Here is a 17,637-nt window from a genome sequence, read left to right on the forward strand (position 1 = left end):
TTAGAAAAAACTAATCGTTTTTGCATGAAAAATGGCTAAATCTTGTTTTGCACCGTCAAAATCCTTGTTGGTATTTTAATATCAACTGCGGACTTTTCCTTGAAAAATTTGCGATTTTTCTCATTTTTCATTGCAAATACAAAAGACAGGCACGCCCTAAATAAATATCCCCCATTTCCCCAAAAATTTGCTATCATACCCCAAACTTCTTTTTGGAAAAATCATGACCCACACGCCAATCATCACATCATTATTGGATAATGACTTATACAAATTTACCATGCTCCAAGCCATGCTTCACCAATTCCCCCAAACGCATGGCGTGTACCGCTTTCGCTGTCGCAACAACGACAAATTGGCGTTCCCCTTAGGCGAGATTAAGGACGATTTGGAGCATCAGCTTGACCTGCTTTGCACCCTAAAATTTAAGCAAGATGAGCTAGATTATTTGAGAAATTTGCGGTTTATTAAGCCTGATTTTGTGGATTATTTAGAATTATTTCAATTAAAACGCCGATTTATCAAGGTGTGGACGGATGATGAAAACCGCCTAAATATTGAGATTGAAGGGGCGATGATTCAGGCGATGTTTTTTGAAATTTTTGTGTTATCCATTGTCAATCAGCTCTATTACGAACGCCTAAATGACCCCAATGCCCTAACAGACGGGCAAAAACGCCTTGATGAAAAGGTACAAATTTTAAAACATTATGAAATGCTAGAACACTCAGACGTACACAATCCTGCCTTTGCCGTGGCGGATTTTGGCACACGTCGCCGTTATAGCCGAGACTGGCATTATCATGTGGTGCGGACGCTTGCCAAGGCATCGCCCAGTATTTTTCGGGGGACGAGCAACGTCTATCTTGCCAAAGAGCTGGGTTTAACGCCAATCGGCACCATGGCTCATGAGTTTATGCAAGCCTTTCAAGCCCTAGATGTGCGTTTGCGTGATAGCCAAAAGGCGGCGTTGGAGGCGTGGGTGCGTGAATATCGGGGCGATTTGGGCATTGCCTTGACGGACGTTGTGGGCATGGACGCATTTTTAAGAGATTTTGATTTGTATTTTGCCAAGCTCTTTGACGGACTTCGCCACGACTCAGGCGACCCGTACGAGTGGGGCGATAAGGCGATTGCTCATTATGAGAAGCTACGCATTGACCCCAAAACCAAAAGCCTGACGTTTAGCGACGGCTTGACACTCCAAAAGGCGTGGGATTTGCATGAATATTTTAAAACCCGTATCAAAACAGGCTTTGGTATCGGCACCAATCTCACCAACGACATGGGGCTAACCCAACTGAATATCGTGCTAAAACTTGTGGAATGCAACGGGCAACCTGTTGCCAAACTCTCCGACAGCCCTGGTAAGACGATGATTGACGATGATACGTATTTGGCGTATTTAAAGCAGGTGTTTGAAGTTAAAGAGTGATAAAAAAAGGGGTGTTATACCCCTTTTGTTTTTAAAATTTCTAAATGGCATTAAATAAAGACCTATTCGAAGAAACAGACGATTGAGATTGTTTGACATTGTTGATTTTTAATTGGAAAAATGTGCCTTTGTTTTTAAAATATTGAGTGGTTTTAAAAAATGACACCAAAAATATTTAAATTATCCTGTCAAGAAATTGAAAAACAATTTGGACAAGGAAATTTTGATGACGCCACAGAATATGTTTGGGATTTAATTTATCATTATTTTGGCAATAGTGATAAATTCATCATTAAAAATATTGATTTTGATGATAGTCATACCAACCCTTATTTTCATACTTTAAATATTGAAGTTTAAGGGATTGATAGTATTACGGCAGATTTAATTTTACAAGAATTAAATGAAAAAAGACTAACTTTTTAGCATTTGATAAAGCCAAAATAGAGTTTTAAAAATGTATCAACTGCAAACTAACGAAAGAACAGAAATATTTCATATTTCATCAATTTTAATTACTTGTGAAAAATATCATCAAAAATCAGCCTTTGTATTTTTTAAAAGTAAATTAAAGTGGTATCAGACTTATTTTGATGAAAATGTTCTTTTTATAGAATTGATTGAGAGAGATATTGACGATCATTTGAGTGATTTTAATGAAATTAAACAAATGGAAATTATGTGGCACAAAACACAAGATTTATTTTTAAAATATCAATTCAATCTTTTAATGTTTTTAGGTGAGGATTGCAAAGTTAATTTTAAGATTAAAGACGGTTATTTTTATTTATTCAATGATGAATAAACATTCACCATGAACAAAATAAAAAAATAGCATTTATTAGATAAATTTTCACAATGCTAGTGAGCATGATATACCATACTCTTGCCCCATAAAATTATCAAGAGCGGTTTTTATAGGATTATGCTATACTAATGCACCATCAATGGGTGCGTACGGCACGCCAATCATTTTAGCATTAAAATTAATAGGAAAATCATGACCACCTTAGACCCCAACTGGCAATCCGATGCCCTAGACCCGACTTTGGGATTTTTTGAAGAGACTTTGGCAATCCGTGGCGGTTATCATCGCACGGACGAGGGCGAGCATGGCGAGGCGATTTTTACGACCAGTAGCTATGTTTACAAGTCCGCCAAAGACGCCGCCGACCATTTTGACGGCACAAAAAAAGGCAATGTCTATTCACGCCACACCAATCCTACCGTGCGAGCCTTTGAAAGACGGCTTGCCCTGCTAGAAGGGGGCGAACGCTGTGTCGCTACCGCCAGTGGCATGGGGGCGATTTTGACCATGTGTTTGGCGTATCTAAAAGCAGGCGACCACTTGCTTTGTGCCAAGCAGTTGTTCGGCTCATCGGTTGCGTTGTTTGATACTTACTTTCGCTCGTTTGGCGTGGAGGTGAGCTATGTGGACTGTTTTGACAATGACGCATGGCAAAACGCCATTCAGCCAAACACCAGAGTTTTGTACTGTGAAAGCCCTTCCAATCCCTTAGCTCAAATTGCCGATTTGCGATTTTTGGCAAACCTTGCCCATGACAATGGGGCGATGCTTATCGTGGATAACTGCTTTGCCACCCCTGCCATTCAAAAGCCGTTGGAGCTTGGGGCGGACGTGGTGATTCATTCGGCGTCCAAGTACATTGACGGGCAAGGGCGTGTGCTTGGCGGAGCGTTGGTTGGCTCTGATGAGCTGATGGAAAAGGCGTTTGGCGTGGTGCGTACGGGGGGCATTAGCCTGTCGCCCTTTAATGCGTGGGTGCTGTTAAAGGGGCTTGAAACCCTATCAATCCGCATGAAAGCCCATTGCGACAATGCCAATCGGGTTGCCGAATTTTTATCAAACCACCCCAACGTCCAAAAAGTGCATTTTTCAGGGCTATCTGCCCACCCAAGCCACACGCTTGCCAAATCGCAACACACGCACTTAGACGTGCAAGGCGGAGCATTCGGGGCGATTATCGGCTTTGAAGTGGCGGACAAAGACAAGGCGTGGCACGTCATTGACAGCACACGGGTCATCAGCATTACCAACAACTTAGGCGATGCCAAGTCCACCATTACCCACCCTGCAAGCACCACCCATTTTCGCATGACGCCCGAGCAACGAGTGCAGGCGGGTGTGAATGACGGTCTGATTCGCCTATCGGTCGGGCTTGAAAATGTCAATGATATTATCAATGATTTAAAGCGTGGGCTTGATGAGTTGTAAAAACATGGGTCAGCCACGACTTTTGCCAAAATTGCAACAAAATATTACAAAGGAGCCATGTTTGCTTAGGGCGGGGCTGTTATCTTATGCTAAATTTATTTTTGAAAGTTAATTTATGAAAAAAATTCTTAAAGTTGTTGCCGTCGGTGGGCTGATGATGACTCTATGGCACAAAAAAGGGCAGGGCAAATCGCAGAGTGATATCACCACGTCCATCAGTCATGCTCGCCGTAGCCGTGGATGGCTCCCTGTCATTGGCTCGGCACTGTTGGTGGGGACAGCGGTCATGACTGCCCCTGCGTATGCCATGAGCGAGTCAGCGGTTCAGAGTTTTGCCAGTAGCCTAAATACTGCCGCCAATGCTCAAAATATCGGCATGGTTTCACGTCTTATCGATGATAATGCTGTCATTAGTTTGACACGCAAAGGCAATACCACTACCCTTGATAAAAATGGGTATTTGCAACTACTCCAAAAATCATGGGCAGGGGCGAGCGACTATCGTTATAGTATTAATGTGACAGATGTGGTCGTCACAGGCAATCAAGCCCGAGCCAATGTCGTTACTACAGAGAGCTGGACAAAAGATGGTCGTCGCATCACATTTAGAACACAATCCCGAGCGACCCTATCCTATGCAGGGGGCAACGCCATGCTACTGCGTGCGGTGTCTCAGGTGACGGTTGAGTGATTGCTAAATACGTCCAAGCCTGATTGTCCAAGCTGGACGGTAGATGGCGGATGGTTTGATGGACATGGCGAGCGTCATGCCTTTTGGCATTAACATATTTAGGTTTGATAGAATCGCCTTGATATATTATAATACAGATAAATTTTAATCATTGCTGAGTTTTCCCATGTCATTTTTTCGTAAAGCAGGATTGGCAAGTCATGTTGGATTGTTAAAACCTTTGACCATTGCCGTATCATCCACCTTGTTATTTGCCTGTGCCAACAATCAAGTTGCCACCAACACGAACAACGCACCGATTGTAACCGCACCTACCACACCCAGTATCCCAAGCACACCGGATGATGTCTATGCAGGCGTGCTTGACCAAGCAACCCTAGATGAGTTAGAAGACCTACTTCAAGCCACGGACATGACCATGGTAGAAGGCGATGCCTTGACTGTACAGCGTTATGGCGATTTGTGGGATAGAGTGCGTCGTGGCTATCGCATGAGCGAGATAAATAATGGACGCATTGAAGCCCAAAAATCATGGTTTTATAGCCGTCAAGACTACATCAATCGTCTGACCGCCCGTACATCCCGTTACCTACACCATACCGTAACCGAAGCAGAGCGTCGTGGCATTCCAACCGAGCTTGCTCTACTGCCCATCATTGAAAGCTCCTACGATCCATCAGCGACATCCAACGCAGCGGCGGCAGGTTTGTGGCAGTTTATCCCCAGTACAGGGCGTATTTATGGTCTCAACCAAAGCACCACTTATGATGGTCGTCGTGACATCATCGAATCCACCCGAGCGGCGTATGACTTTTTGACCAGTCTGTATAACCAGTTCGGTTCTTGGGAGCTTGCTTTGGCGGCTTATAACGCAGGGCCGGGACGAGTTCAAAGAGCCATCGATGCCAACCGCAATGCAGGTCTGCCAACCGATTATTGGTCGCTACGCCTGCCGACAGAGACCATGAACTATGTGCCACGCTTTATGGCGGTCGCTCAAATTGTCAAAAACCCCCAAAGCTATGGCGTGTATCTGCCCGCTATTGCTAACCACAGCCATTTTAGAGCCGTGCCTGCCAACTTTGGTGTCAGTCTATATGATGTGTCAAGCGTGACGGGTGTGCCGGTTGATGAGCTAAGACTGCTCAACCCATCGCTCATCAATTTTAGCGTGGATGCCAGTGGACCGGGGCGTGTGATTATTCCCAACAGCGTACCAAACAGTGCTGATGCAAGGCTTAGAGACTTGCAGGGCATGGGCTATGGGGCTTCTACCTATGTGGCAAGCAATTATGTACAGCCAAACATGGGCGTACAAAACCCCAACTCAGGCAAAGAGCTGGCATCTGCCAATACCCTACCAGCCACAGGGGCGGGCATCACGGCTAATAACAGTATCATCCAAGAGCCACCGCTTACCCAAGAAGAGCGTGACTTTATCGCCGCCCAGATTCAAGCAAACAGCACAGAAAACGTCCAACCAATTGCCCTTGATGGTAATATTGAGCTAAATGCGGTGCAAACTCAGCAGTCTGTGCTTGAAGCTCGTGGTGAGACAAAAAGCCTAAGCTATAACGCCCCAACAGGAGCGGGTACGCCTGCGGTCACATCATCGCCAAACACAGCATACACTCCACCTGTTACTACCCCCATTACCCCAGCTCCCACGCAGGCACAAGCCCCTGCCAGAGCAGAGCGTTACAAGGTCGTGGCGGGCGATACATTGACAGGCATTGCAGCAGCTCACGGGCTAAGTGTCAGTCAGTTGGCAAGCTATAATGGCATTCCTGCAAACACCCAAGTCAAGACAGGACAACGCCTGTGGCTCATCCCTGGTAAAGTCAGCACGGTCGCCAAAGACACCGCCAAGCCAGCAGCCAAGACCAGTACGCATACCGTCCAGTCGGGCGAGAGCCTGACTTCGGTGGCAAGAAAATACAACATGAGTGTGCAGGATTTGGCGGCACTCAATGGTTTGTCGGTCACCGATGGCATTTTGATTAATCAAAAGCTAAAAGTATCAGGCACGCCAGTCAAGTCAAGCAGTAACACAAGCTCATCAAGCGGGTCATCGAGCAGTGCTAATACTGGCACCTACAAAGTCCAGTCGGGCGATACGCTGACTGCCATCGCCAGAAAACTGGGCGTGAGCAATGCTGACATCGCTGCATTAAATAGCTTTAATGCCAACTCGCCACTTATCGCAGGACAGACGATAAAAGTACCTGCCACCAACGCCCAAGTGGAACGTAAGCTAAACAACCAATCGGTAAAATACACCGTCCAATCAGGCGATAGCCTAACATCGGTGGCAAATAAATATGGCATTAGTGTGGATGAGCTTGCTGCTGCTAATAGCCTATCAAGAACAGCAGGACTGATTCGTGGCAAAACCATTACCATTCCTGCGGCAGGCACGGTAAATACCAGCAGTAGAAACACCGCTCAAAGTAATCGCAATGACAGCTCAAACACCGCTCGTGGCAATGTCATCAAATCCACCGAAAGCTACACAGTAAAAGCGGGTGATAACTTAACAGTACTTGCCAATAGATATGGCGTGTCAGTACGGGATTTGGCGGCGACCAACAAACTGTCTGCCAATGCTCAGCTACAACGGGGGCAGACACTCCAAGTGCCAAAATTGACTGATACTTATAAAGTTAAGTCAGGCGACAGCCTTAACTCTGTGGCAAGAAAATTTGGCATTAGTGTGGCAGAGCTTGCCAAGATGAATAATCTAAGCACTAACGCACAGCTCAAAATCAACCAAACCTTGATTGTGCCACACAAATAATCAGCCCAAACAAAACCCCATCTTGAAATTAAGATGGGGTTTTATGTTGTCAAAGGGGTTTAGAATAAAACCGCCATCGTTTTTAATGGCGGTTTTGCATTTTATTTGGCTTTTGCCAATGCCTGATTTAAATCCGCCTTAATGTCATCAATATGCTCAATGCCGATAGACAGGCGAATCATGTCTTCGCTCACGCCTGCTTTGGCAAGTTCTTCATCATTGAGCTGGCGGTGTGTGGTCGTGGCGGGGTGGCAGGCGAGCGACTTAGCATCGCCAATATTGACAAGGCGAGTGATAAGCTCTAAGGCATCGATAAATTTCGCCCCTGCTTCTCGCCCGCCTTTTACTCCAAAGGTCAAAATCGCTGACGGCTTGCCCTTATAGTACTTTTGTGCCAAGTCATGCTCAGGGTGCGTGTCTAGCCCTGCATATTTGACCCAAGCGACTTGCTCATGGCTTTGTAAAAACTTCGCCACCGCCAAGGCATTGTCGCAATGTCGCTCCATGCGTAGGGCAAGCGTTTCAAGCCCGAGCATGATTTGCCATGCGTTCATGGGCGACAGGCACGCCCCTGTGTTGCGAAGTGGGGCGACACGAGCTCGGGCAATAAACGCCATATTGCCCATGGCTTCGGCAAAGTTTACGCCATGATAGCTGACATCAGGGGTGTTGAGTAGTGGAAAACGCTCTTTTTGGCTTGCCCAGTCAAAGCGACCGCCGTCAATGATGATGCCGCCCACGCTCGTGCCAGAACCGCTGGCGTATTTGGTCAAAGAATGCACCACGATGTCCGCCCCATGCTCAAAGGGCTTACATAGGATTGGCGTGGCGACTGTGTTGTCAATGACCACAGGCACGCCCCTACTATGGGCAAGCTCGCTGATTTTGGCGATGTCTAGGATATTGCCCAGTGGGTTGCCAATACTCTCACCAAAGACTAGCTTGGTCTTATCATCAATCAAATCAAGTAAGCTCTCAGGGTTATTATAATCAAAAAAACGCACTTCAATGCCTTGACGGGGTAAGGTGTGGGCAAAGAGATTGTAAGTACCGCCATACAAGGTAGGGACCGACACGATGTTATCGCCTGCTTCACAGAGTGCCTGAATGGTGTAGGTAATGGCGGACATGCCAGACGCCACACACAGCCCTGCCACACCGCCTTCTAAGGCACTCATGCGAGCTTCTAGCACGGCATTGGTTGGGTTCATGATACGGGTGTAGATGTTGCCCGCCACTTTTAAATCAAACAAATCCGCCCCGTGTTGAGTGTTGTCAAAGGCATAAGAGCTGGTCTGATAAATCGGTACAGCAACGGCTTTGGTCGTGGGGTCAATCTCATACCCTGCATGAATGGCAAGGGTTTCGGGGTGATGAGTGTGGGTCATGGCGTTGTCCTTTTGCAATAAAATAGCCGTTAGATTGTAACAAATTGGGCGGATTATGGCAATTAAGATTTGGCTTTTTTAATGGCAGGTTTTGGGTCAGTCAAACCCAACGCTCCACCTGCAATCGCCCACAGATACAGACTTGCCACCGAGTTGTAGGGGGCGAACCGTCTTTGATATTTGGCAAAAAGTTTTGGCGTGATTTCACGATGACGATACAACATTCTAAGCCCACGCACAATCGCCAAATCATGCTGACTTAGCACGTCCATGCGATTTAGGCTAAAAATCATCAGCATTTGTGCCGTCCATTCACCCACGCCTTTAAAGGCAACAAGCACCTGTTTTATCTCATCATCGCTCATCGTGTGCAGGCTATCCAAATCAAGCTGATTGTCCAAAATATCGCACGCAATGCCTTGAATATAGCCCACCTTGCGATACGATATGCCAATGCCTTGTAAGTCATCAGCCGATAAGCTAGCAAGGGCGGGCGGGGTGATGTCAGTCAAATTTGTCAAGCGTTGCCACACGGTTTGGGCGGCGGAACTAGAAATCTGCTGACCGATGATTGCCCGTATCAGCTCGCTAAAAATATCGGGATTTATCGGGCGGTCAATGTGTCCGATTGTTTCAATCGCCATTGCCATTTTAGGGCAACGACTGGCTAAATAATCGGTATGAGAGTTGTTGTATTGGAAAGTTTGCATGGGGTTTCTTTTTAAATTTAAACGCTATATTAGCACAAATCTTTATTTTTCAGATATTTATCAATGGCAAGTTCAACGGTCTTTTTGGTAAAGGCTTGAATGGTTGGCACAACCGAACCACGAGAACCACCAAAATTTAGCGTTTTGATGTCATATTTTTTAATAAAATCAATGAGATAATCAGACGCTACTTCTACCGAAAACACGTTCATATCAATAAGCAAATATGGTTTATGTTGGCTAATACACGTTTTTAGGGTCAATTCTGTGCCACTTTTTGGGGTGATTTGGGCGTGGTAAATAATCACGGTGGCATCACTGTCTATCACGTTTTGGCGAGTGCGTTTGCGATAGCCTGCACCCATTAGGGGCGTGAGTGGATAGTTGTCATCAATGATACCGTCTTCGGCTCGCCTGTCTTCGGGGCAATACCCACCGCACGGCATACCGCGAGATAACGCACCGTCCAACGCACCCCTATCCACGCCTGTTTGTCCGCCTGAGATGATTTTTGGGAAAGTCATGGTGTGCCTTAAAAATTAACCGCCATTATCTCTAATAGCGGTTAATTTTGATGTTTTTATGAGCAAATTACAACTCTTGCAATTTATACACATTAAACGGCAAGGTTGTCTCATAAGCTTCACACACCGCACGCCCTGCGTTCAGCGTGGTTGCGATAAGCACTTTGTTTTGCAAGGCTTCACGGCGGATTGGGAAGGAATCTTCTAACGCCTGTTTACCTTCGGTTGTGTTAATGGCAAGATGAATTTGACCGTTTTTCATCATATCCACGATGTGCGGACGACCTTCGCTCACCTTATTGACACGCTCGCACGCCACGCCAGCGTCCGTAAGTACGTCATGCGTACCGCCTGTGGCAACGATGTTAAAGCCAAAGCCTGCCAGACGTTTTGCCACGTCCACCACGCCTGCTTTATCGCTATCACGCACCGAGATAAAGACGGTTTTGGTTTCACCGTCCTGTGGTAAGCCTGTCAAGCGGTCGCCACTGCCCAGCGTTGCCTTATAATACGCCTCGCCAAAGGTCTGACCCACGCCCATGACCTCGCCTGTGGATTTCATTTCAGGGCCCAAAATGGGGTCTACGCCTTGGAATTTGGCAAAGGGGAATACCGCTTCTTTGACCGAGAAATGCTTTGGCACAATCTCGCTGACAAAGTTCTGCTCCGCCAACGTCTGCCCTGCCATACAGCGAGCGGCGACTTTTGCCAAAGACGTGCCGATACATTTTGAGACAAATGGCACGGTTCGGCTTGCTCTCGGGTTCACTTCTAGGATATAAATCTCATCGCCTTTTACGGCAAATTGCACGTTCATGAGCCCTACCACGCCAAGCTCTTTTGCCATGGCAATGGTTTGTCGTCTCATCTCGTCTTGAATGTCTTGCCCTAGCGAATAAGGCGGAATGGAACACGCTGAGTCGCCTGAGTGAACACCTGCTTGCTCAATGTGTTGCATGATACCGCCAATTACCACGTCTTTGCCGTCCGACACGCAGTCCACGTCCACCTCAATGGCATCGTCCAAGAAACGGTCAAGCAGGACAGGGGCTTCATTAGACGCTTGCACCGCCTCACGCAGGTAGCGTTTTAGTTCGTCTTCATTATAGACAATCTCCATGGCACGACCACCAAGCACATAGGACGGACGCACAACCAAAGGATAGCCGACTTTTACCGCCTCACGAATGCCTTCTTCTGATGATTTGACAATGCTGTTATTGGGCTGTCTTAGGTTTAGCTTGTTAATCATCTGCTGGAAACGCTCACGGTCTTCGGCACGGTCAATCGCATCAGGGCTTGTGCCGATGATAGGCACACCAGCTTCTTCTAGGCTACGGGCAAGTTTAAGTGGCGTTTGACCACCATATTGCACAATCACGCCCTTAGGATTTTCGGTGCGGACGATTTCTAGCACATCTTCTAGGGTAATCGGCTCAAAATACAAGCGGTCTGACGTGTCATAGTCGGTTGAGACGGTTTCTGGGTTACAGTTTACCATAATGGTCTCGTAGCCGTCTTCACGCATGGCAAGGGCGGCATGAACACAGCAGTAATCAAACTCAATGCCTTGTCCGATACGGTTTGGACCTCCGCCGATGACCATGATTTTGTCTTTGTCGGTTGGGCATGCCTCGCACTCGTCATCATAGCTTGAATACATATAGGCGGTATTGGACGCAAATTCGCCTGCACAGGTGTCCACTCGTTTATAAATCGGATATACGCCCAAATTCCAACGCTGTTTGCGGAACTGCTTTTGGCTAATGCCCATAAGATTGGCAATGCGTAAATCGCTCATGCCCTTACGCTTAAAGGTGCGGATATTCTCGGCAGTCAAATCGCCAAAGCCTAAGGTTTTGATTTCATTTTCGGTTTTGATGATGTCTTCAATTTGCACCAAGAACCAACGGTCAATCTTCGTCAATTCAAACACTTCATCAAGGCTAAATCCATGACGAAACGCTTCGGCAAGATAAAAAATGCGTTCAGGCGTGGGAATGCTTAGGCGGTTTTTAATCTCAGAAACAATGGCATTTGCCGATTTGTTTTCCAAATTCATCACTTCATCAAAGCCTGTCGCCCCTGTTTCAAGCCCACGCAGTGCCTTTTGCATGGATTCTTGAAAATTGCGACCGATTGCCATAACTTCACCGACTGACTTCATTTGTGTGGTTAGCACAGGTTCAGCTTGGGGGAATTTTTCAAAGTTAAAGCGTGGAATTTTGGTAACGACATAATCAATGGACGGCTCAAAAGACGCAGGGGTAACACCGCCTGTAATGTCATTTTTTAGCTCGTCAAGCGTGTAACCGACCGCCAATTTGGCAGCGATTTTGGCAATCGGAAAACCTGTCGCCTTGGACGCTAACGCTGATGAACGGCTCACACGGGGGTTCATTTCAATGACGACCATGCGACCGTCTTTGGGGTTGATACCAAACTGTACGTTGGAGCCACCCGTCTCTACGCCAATCTCACGCAAGACAGCGATAGAGGCGTTACGCATGAGCTGATATTCTTTATCGGTCAAAGTCTGAGCAGGGGCAACGGTGATTGAGTCGCCTGTATGCACGCCCATGGGGTCAAAGTTTTCAATGGAGCAGACGATGATACAGTTGTCGTTTTTGTCTCGCACGACTTCCATTTCATACTCTTTCCAGCCGATAAGGCTCTCATCAATCAATAGCTGATGCGTGGGCGATAAGTCAAAACCACGCTGACAAATCTCCAAAAACTCTTCTTTATTATAGGCAATACCGCCCCCACTTCCGCCCATGGTAAAAGACGGGCGGATAATGACAGGAAAACCAAAACGAGATTGGATTTCTAAGGCTTGCTCCATGGTCTCGGCAATGTCGGCTTTGGGGCATTCAAGACCGATTTTTTTCATCGCCTTGTCAAATAGGTTGCGGTCTTCGGCTTTTTCAATGGCTTCTTTGGTCGCCCCAATCAGCTCACAACCGTACTGTTTTAGCACGCCGTTTGCATCTAGTGCCAACGCACAGTTCAATGCCGTCTGTCCGCCCATGGTCGGTAGCACCGCATCAGGGCGTTCTTTTTCAATGATTTTGGCAACCGTCTGCCAAGTAATCGGCTCAATGTAAGTGGCGTCCGCCATAGACGGGTCGGTCATGATTGTGGCGGGGTTTGAGTTCACCAAAATCACTCGGTAGCCTTCTTCTTTTAAGGCTTTACACGCCTGAGCCCCTGAATAGTCAAATTCACAGGCTTGTCCGATGACAATGGGGCCTGCCCCGATGATAAGAATGGATTTAATGTCGGTACGCTTTGGCATGGTGTCTCTCTTTGTTGATAAATTTTTTGATTGATAAAATGGGTTAAAAAAGTGTTGCCATCGCTTGCTCTTCTTGGCGGATACGCTTAAATAAGACCAGCAAATAAATGGGCAAGCCAATCAATAACACATACCACGCTTGACATAATAAGGCGATGCCAATCAGTTCGGGTATGATGTTTAAAAAATAATTGGGGTGGCGAAATGTTTTAAATAACCACGAACGATTAATTTGATGTTCTGGCAAAATATAGATTTTAACCGTCCAAATCTCCCCTAACTGCTTGATAATCAACGCCAATATCACAAATGAAGCCGTCACCATCAGCGTACCAATCAAGGATATGCCATTAAAAGCAGTGTCAGAAAACCATACCGAGATAAAACATGCCAAATAATAAAGGGTATGAACCAGCGCAAGCACCGTGGAATTGGTTTTTCCGTATTGTGTCGCCCCTTTGGCAATCAAGGCTTTTTCATGTTTAATGGAGACGGCTAAAAATAACAGTCTGATGATAAAAAATAGGATTAAGATGCTTAAAATCATTGTCATTGATGTTTTTCCATTGAAATTGAAATGAATATAAATTGGGTTTATGAGGTTTTTAATTAATGATGTTTTAGACCATCATGTTACACTCTACAAAACGAAAAAGTGCTACGGTTTCCGTTCGTGGTGAGCTAAGTCAAACCATCATGGAAAACCACCCGCAGGCATAGCTCAGGGCGAACGGCTTCCGTGGTAAAATTCAATTTTGTTAGCTGTATATAAACAATTCTCATAAGTCCACGCCACAATCTTGTTATCATCATTGCTTTTATAAAATGCTGATAATAATGTGTGCCATACGTAACCATTTACTTACACACGAGTACCAACTTAAAATCACTGTTTGATGATAAAATAAATTGCCATGCATTTTTTAGATTTAACAGCACTTGCATGTCATGGGTTGAAATGCCGCTCACACTCATGCCATCAATAATGGTTTTGGTCTGGGGAAAGTGGTATTGACATTTTCCAAGCGTGACATGCTGTGAATGACTTCCACGATATTTTTACGAGCCAAAAAACGATTTTGTTCAAGGGTTAGGTTGAATTTGTCAGTAAATATGATGGGCATATTCATTCAAAAAAATCTTCATCAATTTCACAAATTTCAAGTACTTCTTTAACTTGAATGCCCACTTTATATTTAATCATCAAACCAACCAGCTCTTGCCCATCAATCAGGACAATCTTGCCCAATAATTTTTGAGAAAATCCTTGGGCGGATTTGGTAAATGATGATGTGGTGATAAACACACCCCGTTCCACACCATTGCCCTGTAATGCTCCTGAAAAGGATTGTAATTCTTTTGAACCAATCATGTTATCACTGGCATATCTTTTGGCTTGAATGTAGATATTTTGAATGCCTAATGGGTCTTGTTTGATGACCCCATCAATGCCACCATCGTATGATTTGCCAGTATGTTCAAACAAGTTTTCTTTACCACCATATCCCATGGCAAGCAATAACTTTAATACTGATTTTTCAAAAAATAAAGGCGTGCCTTGTTGCAATTTATTTAACAGTTCAACCGAAATTTCTGTTTCAAGATTTTTAATGGCATTTTTAGCTTGGGCTTCAAAATCCATGTCATCATTATCATCAATTTTAATGGCGGATTTGTCTGATGATTTTTCTTTATGTTTAATTTCTGCTCTACTTTTTAAATAACTTTTCCAATCAGGTAAATCAGCTTCATCATATAGTTTCTCACTAATTTCTGTTTTATCTTGCCAAAGCTGTGCCATTTTTAAACCAATGGGTGTGATTTGATAAGTGGCTTTACTGATGCGATTTAAAATGCCTGCTTTGGTTAAAGAGGTGATTGACCAAGCGATGGCATTTTCCACTTTTGGCTGACCATGATTAAAGCGTAGGGTCAAAATTTCATCAGAAAATTCCCCCAATTGAATGACGCCTTGATAAATCTCTTGGCGTTTACGAACTTTATTATCGCTCATTAACTTTAAGGTTAAAGCACGGCATTTATCACGGTATTCACGATTATTAAAATTCATAACAGCTTTCCAGAAGAGCAAGTTATTTTAGATGGTGCGTTTCACAAACCAAATGCACCCAATTTATGCCTTCGCCTTTTGCATCTCCATAATAAATCTATCAAACAGCACCGAACAATCATGTGGGCCGGGGCTGGCTTCTGGGTGTCCTTGAAAACTAAATGCAGGGCGGTCGGTACGCTCAATGCCTTGATTGGTGCCGTCAAACAGCGAACGGTGCGTGGCTCGTAGCGTGGCAGGTAGGGTGCTTTCGTCCACACAAAAGCCGTGGTTTTGGGAGGTAATCATCACCGTGCCATTGTCCAAATCCTGCACAGGGTGGTTCGCCCCATGATGACCATGCCCCATTTTCATGGTTTTAGCACCGCTAGCGAGTGCCAACAGCTGATGACCCAAACAAATGCCAAACACAGGGATTTTACTGGTTTCAATAATGGTGCGAATGCTGTCAATGGCATAATCACACGCAGACGGGTCGCCCGGGCCATTGGATAGGAAAATGCCGTCTGGGTTCATGTCCAGCACGTCTTTGGCAAGGGTTTGGGCAGGGACGACCGTTAGGCGACAGCCCCTATCGGCAAGCATACGCAAAATGTTGGTTTTTACGCCATAATCATAGGCGACAACGTGGTATTTTAGTTCAGGCTCGGTAAAGCCCACGCCCAGCTCCCACGAGCCTTGCGTCCATGTAAAGCCGTCTTTATCACAGTATTCTTTTGCCAAATCAAGTCCGTTCATGTCAGGGGCGTTTTTGGCAAGTTCTAAGGCTCTCTCCACATCATCGCCCACAACGATTGCCCCATTTTGAGCCCCTTTTTCACGCAAGATACGGGTCAGTTTACGAGTGTCAATATCGCCAATTGCCACGACATTGTGTTTGATAAGGTATTCAGACAGCGACATCTCGCTTCTAAAATTACTGTGAAGCAATGGCAAATCACGGATAATCAGACCGCTCGCCCACACCTTGTGAATGCGTCCAGACTCGGTGTCTTCTTCATTACAGCCTGTGTTGCCGATGTGCGGATAGGTCAGCGTAACCATTTGTTTGGCGTAGCTTGGGTCGGTCAAAATCTCTTGGTAGCCTGTCATGGCGGTGTTAAAGACGACTTCGCCGACCGTCTCACCGTCCGCCCCAATGCTAACACCATGAAAAATTGTACCGTCTTGTAGGGCTAAAATGGCTTTTTTGGTCATGACACGCTCCAATTGGAAAAAATAAATTATAGAGTTATAAAGATATAAAAATTTTGGTTTTTGGCAAATTTTAGACAAAATTTTTTGGCAAAACTGCCACAAGCTAAAATTTAGACACAAAAAAGCGAATGATTAAAAATAAACTCAACTTTGCTCAAATAAGGGGCAAAAGTAAAGTTGTATTTTCATAATCACTCGCTTGTCGTAGATTTTGTTTATTATATACAAAAAAACAACTTTTTTCTACTACTTTTTATAAATTTTTATGTGTTGGGCGGTTGTGGTTTTTGGGGTAAATGGCGTTTTATTTTGTACAAACCCCAATCTTGGGCGAATTGCAATTCGCCCCTACCATGCCAATTTTAACATGATTTTTGCCATGCCACATTTAACCATATTGATTTAACAACTCATCAAAATTTTGGCTCGTGATACGTCCTATCTCATCAGGCGTTTTACCAAAAATATCTGCCAGAGCCTTTGCCACATACGGCACAAAAGACGGCTCATTATCACGCCCACGCTTTGGCACAGGGGCGAGATAGGGGCTGTCGGTTTCTATCAAAAGGCGGTCAAGGGGCAATTTTTTGGCAACGTCTTGTAATTCCACCGATTTTTTAAAACTGACAATCCCTGAAAATGAGATGTATAACCCCATGTCAAGGGCGGTTTTGGCAAAGGCATAATCTTCGGTAAAGCAGTGGATAATGCCGTGTTCGCACTTTTCGGCTTTTAATAGGTCAAGCGTGTCGTGATAGGCGTTACGGGTGTGGACGATGATTGGTTTTTTTAGGGTTTGGCTTGCGTGAATGTGCGTGGCAAAGCTGTATTTTTGCTCGCTCTTTTTGGTGTCGTCCCAATGATAATCTAGCCCCGTCTCGCCAAACGCCCATACCTTGTCATCATTTAACCGCACAAAGTCGTCCACACTCACCGCCTTTAAAATCGCCTTGTCTTGGCAAGGGTGCAAGCCAATACTCATGCCGATGTTGTCATTGGATAAATCTACCCACTGCCTGATGTCGTCAATCTCGCCAAATTCACAGCAAATTGCCATGATACGGCTGACGTTCATCTCTTTTAGGTTGGCAAGTAGGGCGGGTTTGTCGTGTTGGTAAGTGTCTAAATAGGTCAAATGGGCGTGGGTGTCGGTGTACATATTACTGTTCTTTTTGGTGTTGTTAAGTTATGTTGAATCGTGAGCGGTTAAATTAACATTGATTTGTGATGATAGGGTGGTTGTATGAATATGAATTTGTGTTGGGTGTGGCAATAAGTTATTTTGCCAAA

15 protein-coding genes are annotated in these 17,637 nt (G+C 45.3%); 6 read left to right on the forward strand and 9 right to left on the reverse strand.

Annotation, left to right across the window (positions count from 1 at the left end):
* Positions 1 to 223: 223 nt before the first annotated feature.
* The 6 genes from pncB to IM753_RS07370 all read left to right on the forward strand — a co-directional run bounded on the left by pncB (position 224) and on the right by IM753_RS07370 (position 7,159).
* Positions 224 to 1,435 carry a nicotinate phosphoribosyltransferase gene (gene pncB, locus IM753_RS07345; RefSeq protein WP_062498493.1) on the forward strand — a complete coding sequence of 404 codons (1,212 nt, stop codon included), beginning with the start codon at positions 224 to 226 and terminating at the stop codon, positions 1,433 to 1,435.
* Between the two features lie 159 nt (positions 1,436 to 1,594).
* Positions 1,595 to 1,795, forward strand: coding sequence for a hypothetical protein (locus tag IM753_RS07350; RefSeq protein ID WP_062498494.1), 201 nt, complete (start codon positions 1,595 to 1,597; stop codon positions 1,793 to 1,795).
* Positions 1,796 to 1,892: 97 nt separating this feature from the next.
* Positions 1,893 to 2,240, forward strand: coding sequence for a hypothetical protein (locus IM753_RS07355; RefSeq protein ID WP_115247706.1), 348 nt, complete (start codon positions 1,893 to 1,895; stop codon positions 2,238 to 2,240).
* Between the two features lie 195 nt (positions 2,241 to 2,435).
* Positions 2,436 to 3,671, forward strand: coding sequence for an O-succinylhomoserine sulfhydrylase (locus IM753_RS07360; protein ID WP_115247705.1), 1,236 nt, complete (start codon positions 2,436 to 2,438; stop codon positions 3,669 to 3,671).
* Between the two features lie 115 nt (positions 3,672 to 3,786).
* On the forward strand, positions 3,787 to 4,362 hold the full coding sequence (locus tag IM753_RS07365) for a nuclear transport factor 2 family protein (protein WP_156065234.1): 576 nt from the start codon (positions 3,787 to 3,789) through the stop codon (positions 4,360 to 4,362).
* 166 nt (positions 4,363 to 4,528) lie between these two features.
* On the forward strand, positions 4,529 to 7,159 hold the full coding sequence (locus tag IM753_RS07370; protein ID WP_194109016.1) for a LysM peptidoglycan-binding domain-containing protein: 2,631 nt from the start codon (positions 4,529 to 4,531) through the stop codon (positions 7,157 to 7,159).
* A 101-nt stretch (positions 7,160 to 7,260) separates the two neighbouring features.
* Here IM753_RS07370 and IM753_RS07375 read toward each other — a convergent pair whose 3' ends face one another.
* The 9 genes from IM753_RS07375 to IM753_RS07415 all read right to left on the reverse strand — a co-directional run bounded on the left by IM753_RS07375 (position 7,261) and on the right by IM753_RS07415 (position 17,506).
* Positions 7,261 to 8,547, reverse strand: a complete 1,287-nt coding sequence (locus tag IM753_RS07375; protein ID WP_194109017.1) for an O-acetylhomoserine aminocarboxypropyltransferase/cysteine synthase family protein — start codon at positions 8,545 to 8,547, stop codon at positions 7,261 to 7,263.
* Positions 8,548 to 8,609: 62 nt separating this feature from the next.
* Positions 8,610 to 9,257, reverse strand: coding sequence for a DNA-3-methyladenine glycosylase (locus IM753_RS07380; protein WP_065256774.1), 648 nt, complete (start codon positions 9,255 to 9,257; stop codon positions 8,610 to 8,612).
* Between the two features lie 29 nt (positions 9,258 to 9,286).
* Positions 9,287 to 9,781 carry a putative molybdenum carrier protein gene (locus IM753_RS07385; RefSeq protein ID WP_065256775.1) on the reverse strand — a complete coding sequence of 165 codons (495 nt, stop codon included), beginning with the start codon at positions 9,779 to 9,781 and terminating at the stop codon, positions 9,287 to 9,289.
* Positions 9,782 to 9,848: 67 nt separating this feature from the next.
* Entirely contained in the window at positions 9,849 to 13,079 is a 3,231-nt protein-coding gene (gene carB / locus IM753_RS07390; RefSeq protein ID WP_065256776.1) for a carbamoyl-phosphate synthase large subunit, read from the reverse strand.
* Positions 13,080 to 13,122: 43 nt separating this feature from the next.
* Entirely contained in the window at positions 13,123 to 13,632 is a 510-nt protein-coding gene (locus IM753_RS07395; protein ID WP_083108430.1) for an isoprenylcysteine carboxyl methyltransferase family protein, read from the reverse strand.
* Positions 13,633 to 14,050: 418 nt separating this feature from the next.
* Positions 14,051 to 14,203, reverse strand: coding sequence for a hypothetical protein (locus tag IM753_RS07400; protein ID WP_194092943.1), 153 nt, complete (start codon positions 14,201 to 14,203; stop codon positions 14,051 to 14,053).
* Between the two features lie 2 nt (positions 14,204 to 14,205).
* Positions 14,206 to 15,150 (reverse strand): restriction endonuclease, encoded by a 945-nt coding sequence (locus IM753_RS07405; RefSeq protein ID WP_062498502.1) that lies wholly within the window; start codon positions 15,148 to 15,150, stop codon positions 14,206 to 14,208.
* A gap of 63 nt (positions 15,151 to 15,213) precedes the next feature.
* Positions 15,214 to 16,347 carry a glutamine-hydrolyzing carbamoyl-phosphate synthase small subunit gene (gene carA / locus IM753_RS07410; protein ID WP_194109018.1) on the reverse strand — a complete coding sequence of 378 codons (1,134 nt, stop codon included), beginning with the start codon at positions 16,345 to 16,347 and terminating at the stop codon, positions 15,214 to 15,216.
* A gap of 388 nt (positions 16,348 to 16,735) precedes the next feature.
* Positions 16,736 to 17,506 (reverse strand): TatD family hydrolase, encoded by a 771-nt coding sequence (locus IM753_RS07415; RefSeq protein WP_194109019.1) that lies wholly within the window; start codon positions 17,504 to 17,506, stop codon positions 16,736 to 16,738.
* Positions 17,507 to 17,637: the final 131 nt, after the last annotated feature.

This window comes from Moraxella sp. K127 (assembly GCF_015223095.1).
Lineage (GTDB): Bacteria > Pseudomonadota > Gammaproteobacteria > Pseudomonadales > Moraxellaceae > Moraxella.